We start from the raw sequence: 8,824 nt of genomic DNA, 5'->3' as shown, positions 1-8,824 counted from the left end.
TGGCGCAGCGGTCGAAGTCGGTGTACATGACTCCAGGATCGGTCGTGCCGGCCGCCCCGGGGCACCGTGCTGGGCGGCCTGCGGGCCCTCCACGCCCGCGCGAAGCGCGCCTGGGACCGGCCGCTGACCGCGTACTACCTGGTCCTCGGCGGCTCCCTGCTGATCATCGTGCTCGGTCTGGTGATGGTCTACTCCGCCTCCCAGATCAAGGCGCTGCAGAACGGGCTGCCGCCCAGCTTCTTCTTCCGCAAGCAGCTGCTGGCCGCCGCCATCGGCACCGTACTGCTGCTCGCGGCCGCCCGGATGCCGGTGAAGCTGCTGCGGGCCTTCGCCTACCCCGCGCTCGCCGGCTCCTTCTGCCTGCTCTGCCTGGTCCAGGTGCCCGGCATCGGGGAGACCATCAACGGCAACACCAACTGGATCGCCCTGGGCGGCCCGTTCCAGCTCCAGCCGAGCGAGTTCGCCAAGCTGGCGCTGGTGCTGTGGGGGGCCGACCTGCTGGCGCGCAAACAGGCCAAGAAGCTGCTGACGCAGTGGAAGCACCTGCTGGTGCCGCTGGTGCCCGTCACCTTCGTGCTGCTCGGGCTGATCATGCTGGGCGGCGACATGGGGACCACCGTCGTCCTCACCGCCGTACTGCTGGGGCTCCTGTGGGTGGCGGGGGCCCCGACGAGGCTCTTCTCCGGGGTGTTCGGCGTCACCGCCGTGCTCGCCATACTGTTCATCAAGACCAGTGCCAACCGGATGTCCCGCCTCGCCTGCATCGGCGCGACCGACCCCGGCACCAACGACCAGTGCTGGCAGGCCGTGCACGGGATCTACGCCCTCGCCAACGGCGGATGGTTCGGCGCCGGCCTCGGAGCAAGTGTGGAAAAATGGGGCGAACTCCCCGAACCCCACACCGACTTCATCTTCGCGATCACCGGCGAGGAGCTCGGTCTCGCGGGGACGCTGTCGGTACTCGCCCTCTTCGCGGCTCTAGGCTATGCGGGTATCCGCGTGGCCGGACGCACGGAGGACCCCTTCGTGAGGTACGCCGCGGGAGGTGTGACCACCTGGATCATGGCGCAGGCCGTGGTCAATATCGGTGCGGTGCTCGGCCTGCTGCCGATCGCCGGTGTCCCCCTGCCGCTGTTCTCCTACGGAGGGTCCGCCCTGCTGCCGACCATGTTCGCCATCGGGCTGCTGATCGCCTTCGCGCGCGACGAACCCGGTGCGCGGGCGGCGCTGGCCATGCGGCAGCCTGGGGTGAGATGGAAGACGATGAGACGGCGCGTCAAGAAGCGACCGTCCGGAGAGCGGTGAATTTCGGTGCATGTCGTACTCGCCGGTGGGGGGACCGCCGGCCACATCGAGCCCGCGCTCGCCCTCGCGGACGCCCTGCGCAGGCAGGACCCGACCGTGGGGATCACGGCGCTCGGCACGGAGCGGGGTCTGGAGACCCGGCTCGTGCCCGAGCGGGGCTATGAGCTGGGCCTGATCCCCGCCGTACCCCTGCCGCGCAAGCCCACACCCGAGCTGATCACGGTCCCCGGGCGGCTGCGCGGCACGATCAAGGCCGCCGAGCAGATCCTCGAGCGCACCAAGGCGGACTGCGTGGTCGGCTTCGGCGGCTACGTGGCGCTGCCCGGCTACCTGGCCGCCAAGCGGCTCGGCGTGCCGATCATCGTGCACGAGGCCAACGCGCGCCCCGGCCTCGCCAACAAGATCGGCTCGCGCTACGCGGCCGCGGTCGCCGTGTCCACCCCGGACAGCAAGCTGCGCAACGCCCGCTACGTGGGCATCCCGCTGCGCCGCACCATCGCCACCCTCGACCGCGGCGCCGCCCGGCCCGAGGCGCGGGCGTACTTCGGGCTCGACCCCAACCTGCCGACGCTGCTGGTCTCCGGCGGTTCGCAGGGCGCCCGCAGGCTCAACGAGGTCGTCCAGGCCGTGGCCCCGGCGCTCCAGCGCTCCGGCATCCAGATCCTGCACGCGGTCGGCCCGAAGAACGACCTGCCGCATGTGGACAACATGCCCGGAATGCCCCCCTATATCCCGGTACCGTACGTGGGCCGGATGGATCTCGCGTACGCCGCGGCCGACATGATGCTCTGCCGCGCGGGTGCGATGACCGTCGCCGAGCTGTCCGCCGTCGGGCTGCCCGCCGCCTACGTCCCGCTGCCCATCGGCAACGGCGAACAGCGGCTGAACGCCCAGCCGGTGGTCAAGGCGGGCGGCGGTCTGCTGGTCGACGACGCCGAGCTGAGCCCCGAATGGCTGCAGAGCCAGGTGCTCCCCGTGCTCGCCGACCCGCACCGCCTGTACGAGATGTCCCGCGCCGCCTCCGAGTTCGGGCGCCGCGATGCCGACGACCTGCTCGTCGGCATGGTGTACGAGGCGATTGCCGCACGCAGAGCGGGCTGAGTGCCCGGAGGAGCAGGAGGCTAGGGGAGCGTGGCCGGACCGACGACCGCTCAGCGCGGTGGCTCGAAGAGCAGGAACGCGAGGAGCGGGAAGTCGGCCCGGCCCGGCCCCTCCCGGCCGTCCGGCAAGCGGACCCCGCGCCCCCGGCCGCCGCGCCGCCGCCGGATCGTCTTCTGGGCGGTCGTCACCGTGCTCGTCGGCGCCGCGGCGGGCTGGGCCCTCTACGGCTCGAACTGGCTGCGCGCGACCCGGGTCGAGGTGCGCGGCACCGCGGTGCTGACGCCCGACGAGGTGCGCGCGGCCGCCGGGGTCCCGCTCGGCGACCCCCTCGTCTCCGTGGACACCGACGCCATCGCCGACCGGCTGCGGAAGGCGCTGCCCAGGATCGACACCGTCGACGTCGAACGGTCGTGGCCGCACGCGATCGCGCTGAAAGTGGTCGAGCGGCAGCCCAGGGCGATCGTCGAAAAGGGCGGAAAGTTTATTGAAATCGACGGCACGGGCGTGCGGTTCGCCACAGTCGAACGCGCCCCCGGGAGCGTGCCGCGGCTGGCCGTGGAGGCCGCGGACGCGCCCAGCCTGAGCCGGTTCGGCCCCGGCCGGCTGGAGCGCGAGGGTGTCCGGGTCGCCGAGGCGTTGCCCGCCGCCGTGCGCACGGACACCCGGATCATCCACGTACGCTCGTACGACGCCATCACCCTGGAACTGACGGGTGGTCGGACGGTGGTCTGGGGGAGTGGCGAGCGCGGCGACGCGAAAGCCCGTACGCTCACGGCACTGCTGAAGGCCGCGCGGGGCGCCAAGCACTTCGATGTGAGCGCGCCCAGCGCTCCGGCGGCATCGGGGAGTTGACGGACCGGAGGCTCTCGCACCACCCTGACTGGCTACGGCTATGGGTGATCACATAGGGTGAAAAGAAAAACGGGAGGTTCGGCGTGTTCGTTGAACACGCGCCACTTGTCGACTTAGTGTCCTGTTCGGAGAACCTCAGCGAACAGCGGCACCGGTAACCCTAAACTTCACGTTGAGGGTTCGGGTCGGCATTGAGAACCGTCCCCCAGGCATACGTAACTCGAGGCGAGAGGCCTTCGACGTGGCAGCACCGCAGAACTACCTCGCAGTCATCAAGGTCGTCGGTATCGGCGGCGGTGGCGTGAACGCCATCAACCGGATGATCGAGGTCGGTCTCAAGGGCGTCGAGTTCATCGCGATCAATACCGATGCACAGGCCCTGCTGATGAGCGACGCCGACGTCAAGCTGGACGTCGGCCGGGAGCTCACCCGCGGCCTCGGCGCCGGCGCCAACCCCGATGTCGGCCGCAAGGCGGCCGAGGACCACCGCGAGGAGATCGAGGAGGTCCTCAAGGGGGCCGACATGGTCTTCGTGACCGCGGGCGAGGGCGGCGGCACCGGCACCGGTGGCGCCCCCGTCGTCGCCAACATCGCCCGCTCGCTGGGCGCTCTGACGATCGGTGTGGTCACCCGTCCGTTCACCTTCGAGGGGCGCCGCCGGGCGAACCAGGCGGAGGACGGCATCGCGGGTCTGCGCGACGAGGTCGACACCCTCATCGTGATCCCGAACGACCGACTCCTGTCCATCTCGGACCGTCAGGTGAGCGTGCTCGACGCGTTCAAGTCCGCCGACCAGGTCCTGCTGTCGGGTGTCCAGGGCATCACCGACCTCATCACCACCCCGGGTCTGATCAACCTCGACTTCGCCGACGTCAAGTCCGTGATGTCCGAGGCGGGCTCGGCGCTCATGGGCATCGGCTCCGCCCGCGGCGACGACCGCGCGGTGGCCGCCGCGGAGATGGCGATCTCCTCGCCGCTCCTGGAGGCGTCCATCGACGGCGCCCGCGGTGTGCTGCTCTCCATCTCCGGCGGCTCCGACCTCGGTCTCTTCGAGATCAACGAGGCGGCGCAGCTGGTCAGCGAGGCGGCCCACCCCGAGGCCAACATCATCTTCGGTGCCGTCATCGACGACGCCCTGGGTGACGAGGTCCGGGTCACGGTCATCGCCGCCGGCTTCGACGGCGGCCAGCCGCCGGCCAAGGGCAGCCGCGACAAGGTGCTCGGCTCCTCCTACGGCAACGGCCGCGAGGAGAGCACCGCGACGGCCACGGCCCCGCGGCAGGCGCCCCCGGCGGAGCCGGTCCGCTCCTCCTTCGGCGGTCTCGGCGGCGTGACCCCGCGCACCGAGGAGTCCCCGGTCTCCGACCCGGCCCCGGTCGGCGAGGTCCCCCTGCCGCCGGTCTCCTCCCCGCAGGTCCCCCCGGCCCGTCCCTACCAGGACTCGACCGCCGAGGAACTGGACGTCCCGGACTTCCTCAAGTAACACCCGCGAGTGAGCGGCCCCCAGTGATAGGGCAACAGCACGCAGTGACATTCGAAGAACACGTGGGCGGCGCCCACTTCGCCTTCACCGACCGGTGGGGCGGGGTGAGCGCCGCTCCGTATGACGAGCTCAATCTGGGCGGCGCCGTGGGCGACGACCCCGCCGCCGTGCGGACCAACCGGGAGCGGGCGGCGAAGTCGCTCGGGCTCGACCCGGCGGCGGTCGTCTGGATGAACCAGGTGCACGGCCGGGAGGTGGCCGTGGTCGACGGGCCGTGGGACCCCGCGGCCGAAATCCCCGCGGTCGACGGAGTGGTGACGGCACATCGGGGGCTCGCCCTCGCCGTGCTGACCGCGGACTGCACCCCGGTGCTGCTCGCCGACCCGGCCGCCGGAGTCGTGGGCGCGGCCCACGCGGGCCGCCCGGGGCTGGTCGCCGGGGTGGTGCCCGCCACCGTCGAGGCGATGGTCGCGCTGGGCGCCGACCCCGCCCGGATCGTCGCCCACACCGGCCCCTCGGTCTGCGGCTCCTGCTACGAGGTGCCCGAGGCGATGCGCGCCGAGGTCGCCGAGGCGGTGCCGGAGGCGTGGGCCACCACCCGCAAGGGCACCCCGGCCGTGGACGTCGCCGCGGGGGTCCGCGCCCAGCTGGGCCGACTCGGTGTCAAGGCCGGCGGACAGTCCCCCGTTTGTACGCTGGAGTCGGCAGACCACTTCTCCTACCGCCGCGAGCGCGTCACCGGGCGGCTCGGCGGCTACGTCTGGTTGGACACGGAGCTGTGATGGATCGCAGAACGGAACTGGCCCACAATCTGGCCCGTGTGGAGGAACGTATCTCCACGGCGTGCGCCGCGGCGGGGCGCAAGCGCGAGGAGGTGACCCTCGTCGTGGTCACCAAGACCTACCCCGCGAGCGACGTACGGCTCCTCGCGGAGCTGGGGGTCCGTCACGTCGCGGAGAACCGCGACCAGGACGCCGCCCCCAAGGCCGCCGAGTGCGCCGACCTGCCGCTGAACTGGCACTTCGTCGGACAATTGCAGACGAACAAGGTCCGTTCGGTGGTGCGTTATGCCGATGTGGTGCACTCCGTCGACCGAATCAGACTGGTCGAGGCACTGTCCGCGGCCGCTGTTCGAACCGGCCGTGAGCTCGAATGCCTGATCCAGGTGGCTCTTGACGCCGAGTCGGGGGAGCGCGGCGTCCGGGGTGGGGTCGCCCCGGACGGCGTCATGGAGCTGGCGGACTCGCTCGCCGCCGCCGAAGGGCTGCGTGCCGCCGGACTGATGACGGTCGCTCCGCTGTCCGGGCCGTATGCGGGGCGGCCCAGGGCGGCATTCGACCGGCTGATGGAAATCTCAACGGGCCTGCGCGCGGCCCATCCTGCTGCGAACATGGTGTCAGCAGGGATGAGCGCGGACCTGGATGACGCCGTGGCGGCCGGGGCGACACATGTACGTGTCGGCTCGGCGGTACTCGGAGTCCGACCCCGGCTCGGGTAACGTCGCCAAGAAGTCGGACCACAGCAGAAAATATGGTCATTCCCGTCAAAAGGCGGGCGGACCACGTGGATCCGGGCCCGTTGACGGAGCCGATCCACCACAGAGCGGAGGACGCAGAGAATGGCCGGCGCGATGCGCAAGATGGCGGTCTACCTCGGCCTCGTGGAGGACGATGGGTACGACGGCCCGGGGTTCGACCCCGATGACGAGTTCGAGCCCGAGCCTGAGCCCGACCGCCGCAGGCAGCAACACCAGTCACAGCAGGCGCAATCGGACGAACCGGTCCGAGTCGCCCAGCCGCCGGCACAGCGCGAACCCGCTCCGCTCGTAGCGGAAACGGGACGACCCGCCCGAATCGCCCCCGTGGCATCCATCACACCCGAACGCCACTCTCTGGAGAAGAACGCACCGGTGATCATGCCCAAGGTTGTGTCCGAGCGGGAGCCCTACCGCATCACGACATTGCACCCCCGGACCTACAACGAGGCCCGTACCATCGGGGAACACTTCCGTGAGGGCACCCCGGTGATCATGAATCTGACGGAGATGGACGACACGGACGCGAAGCGACTTGTCGACTTTGCCGCCGGTCTGGTCTTCGGACTCCACGGGAGCATCGAGCGGGTGACGCAGAAGGTGTTCCTGCTGTCTCCTGCTAACGTCGATGTCACGGCGGAGGACAAGGCCCGCATCGCAGAGGGTGGGTTCTTCAATCAGAGCTGAGACGCAAAACCGGTCAATGCCGGATGAATGACGTCCCGACAGACCGGGTACGAGCAAGGGGAGAGGGAAGCGCGGGATGGGTATCGCACTCGACGTGATCTACATCGCGCTGTACTGCTTCCTGTTCGTGCTGATCTTCCGGCTGGTGATGGATTACGTCTTCCAGTTCGCACGCTCATGGCAACCCGGTAAGGCGATGGTGGTCGTCCTTGAGGCCACCTACACTGTCACCGATCCACCGCTCAAGCTTCTGCGGCGGGTCATCCCGCCGCTGCGTCTCGGGGGCGTGGCGCTCGACCTGTCCTTCTTCGTACTGATGATCATCGTCTACATCCTGATCACCGTCGTGAGCCGGCTGTGAACGCGGCTGTGAACGATACGGTCTTGCCGATTGCCGACGACTACGTTGAGGTGAAGAAGAGATGCCGTTGACCCCCGAGGACGTGCGGAACAAGCAGTTCACGACCGTCCGTCTCCGAGAAGGCTATGACGAGGACGAGGTCGATGCCTTTCTCGATGAGGTCGAGGCCGAACTGACCCGACTGCTCCGGGAGAACGAGGACCTGCGGGCCAAGCTGGCCGCGGCCACGCGTGCCGCCGCGCAGAACCAGCAGCAGGGAATGCGCAAGCCCGAGCCGCAGGACCAGCGACCCGGCGCGCCGGTGCCCGCCGCCATATCCGGCCCGCAGCCGGTGCCGCAGCAACAGCAGATGGGCGGCCCGCCGCAGCTGCCGGGCGGTGCCCCGCAGCTTCCGGCCGGCCCCGGCGGTCACGGCCACGGTCCCCAGGGCCCGCACGGTCCCGGCCCGATGGGACAGAACGGTCCGATGGGCGGCCCGATGGGCGGTCCCATGGGACAGAACGGCCCGATGGGCCAGAACGGCATGGGCCAGAACGGTCCCATGGGTCAGAACATGGGACAGAACGGTCCCATGGGGCAGAACGCCATGGGCCAGAACGGTCCGATGGGCGGCCCCGGTCCCCAGCTGCCGCAGCCGGGTCAGGGTCCGGGCGGTGACAGCGCCGCTCGCGTGCTGTCGCTCGCTCAGCAGACCGCCGACCAGGCGATCGCGGAGGCGCGTTCCGAGGCCAACAAGATCGTCGGCGAGGCGCGCAGCCGTGCCGAGGGTCTGGAGCGGGACGCCCGTGCCAAGGCCGATGCCCTGGAGCGGGACGCCCAGGAGAAGCACCGTGTCGCGATGGGCTCCCTGGAGTCCGCCCGCGCCACGCTGGAGCGCAAGGTCGAGGACCTGCGCGGCTTCGAGCGGGAGTACCGCACGCGTCTGAAGTCCTACCTGGAGAGCCAGCTGCGTCAGCTGGAGAACCAGGCGGACGACTCGCTGGCCCCGCCGCGCAACCCCAACACCCCGTCGCTGCCCGCGGCCCCCTCGATGAGCGGGTCGATGGCCTCGGCAGGTGCGGGCATGGGCGGTCACAGCATGGGCGGCAACCCGTCCATGGGCGGTAACGCCTCCATGGGTGGCAACACCTCGATGGGTGCCCCGTCGTACGGCGGTCAGCAGCAGATGTCCCCGGCGATGACCCAGCCGATGGCACCGGTGCGGCCGCAGGGCCAGCAGCCGATGCAGCAGGCGCCGTCGCCGATGCGCGGTTTCCTGATCGACGAGGACGACAACTAGTCGGCGGCGCGAGCCGACGGCAATCAACGGGCCGGGCCCGGGACCGATGGTCCCGGGCCCGGCCCGTTTTCCGTTTGTCCCCCATGGGGCGGAGCAGACAGCGAAGAGCCGGTCGTCCGGGAGCATGCGGCGACCCGGCGTCCCCCAAAAGCCCGTCCTGCGGTGATGGGTATTTCAAACGATTTTTATCCAATAACAAAATTTTGGATTTGGGTTTTCGGG

Annotated in this window: 9 protein-coding genes; all 9 read left to right on the top strand. The window is 70.1% G+C overall.

Annotated features, from left to right (window positions below):
* Window positions 1–66 precede the first annotated feature (66 nt).
* The 9 genes from ftsW to ACWD4A_RS34665 all read left to right on the top strand — a co-directional run bounded on the left by ftsW (window position 67) and on the right by ACWD4A_RS34665 (window position 8,602).
* Entirely contained in the window at window positions 67–1,305 is a 1,239-nt protein-coding gene (gene ftsW, locus ACWD4A_RS34705; protein WP_451200374.1) for a putative lipid II flippase FtsW, read from the top strand.
* Between the two features lie 6 nt (window positions 1,306–1,311).
* Complete coding sequence (murG, locus tag ACWD4A_RS34700) at window positions 1,312–2,406, top strand: undecaprenyldiphospho-muramoylpentapeptide beta-N-acetylglucosaminyltransferase (protein ID WP_451200371.1); 1,095 nt, start codon at window positions 1,312–1,314, stop codon at window positions 2,404–2,406.
* Between the two features lie 30 nt (window positions 2,407–2,436).
* Window positions 2,437–3,258 carry a cell division protein FtsQ/DivIB gene (locus ACWD4A_RS34695; protein ID WP_451200369.1) on the top strand — a complete coding sequence of 274 codons (822 nt, stop codon included), beginning with the start codon at window positions 2,437–2,439 and terminating at the stop codon, window positions 3,256–3,258.
* Between the two features lie 241 nt (window positions 3,259–3,499).
* On the top strand, window positions 3,500–4,741 hold the full coding sequence (ftsZ, locus tag ACWD4A_RS34690) for a cell division protein FtsZ (RefSeq protein ID WP_451200368.1): 1,242 nt from the start codon (window positions 3,500–3,502) through the stop codon (window positions 4,739–4,741).
* Window positions 4,742–4,764: 23 nt separating this feature from the next.
* Window positions 4,765–5,523: a peptidoglycan editing factor PgeF gene (gene pgeF / locus ACWD4A_RS34685; protein WP_451200366.1), complete on the top strand. Its 759-nt coding sequence runs from the start codon at window positions 4,765–4,767 to the stop codon at window positions 5,521–5,523.
* Window positions 5,520–6,239 (top strand): YggS family pyridoxal phosphate-dependent enzyme, encoded by a 720-nt coding sequence (locus ACWD4A_RS34680; protein ID WP_451200364.1) that lies wholly within the window; start codon window positions 5,520–5,522, stop codon window positions 6,237–6,239. The genes pgeF and ACWD4A_RS34680 overlap by 4 nt, the downstream gene beginning before the upstream one ends.
* Window positions 6,240–6,359: 120 nt before the next feature.
* Window positions 6,360–6,962 carry a cell division protein SepF gene (locus ACWD4A_RS34675; protein WP_451200363.1) on the top strand — a complete coding sequence of 201 codons (603 nt, stop codon included), beginning with the start codon at window positions 6,360–6,362 and terminating at the stop codon, window positions 6,960–6,962.
* Between the two features lie 76 nt (window positions 6,963–7,038).
* Window positions 7,039–7,323, top strand: coding sequence for a YggT family protein (locus tag ACWD4A_RS34670; RefSeq protein ID WP_451200361.1), 285 nt, complete (start codon window positions 7,039–7,041; stop codon window positions 7,321–7,323).
* A gap of 61 nt (window positions 7,324–7,384) precedes the next feature.
* Window positions 7,385–8,602: a DivIVA domain-containing protein gene (locus ACWD4A_RS34665; RefSeq protein WP_451200358.1), complete on the top strand. Its 1,218-nt coding sequence runs from the start codon at window positions 7,385–7,387 to the stop codon at window positions 8,600–8,602.
* Window positions 8,603–8,824 lie beyond the last annotated feature (222 nt).

This window comes from Streptomyces sp. NPDC002537 (assembly GCF_053594975.1).
This window is presented reverse-complemented; position numbering and strand designations above follow the sequence as displayed.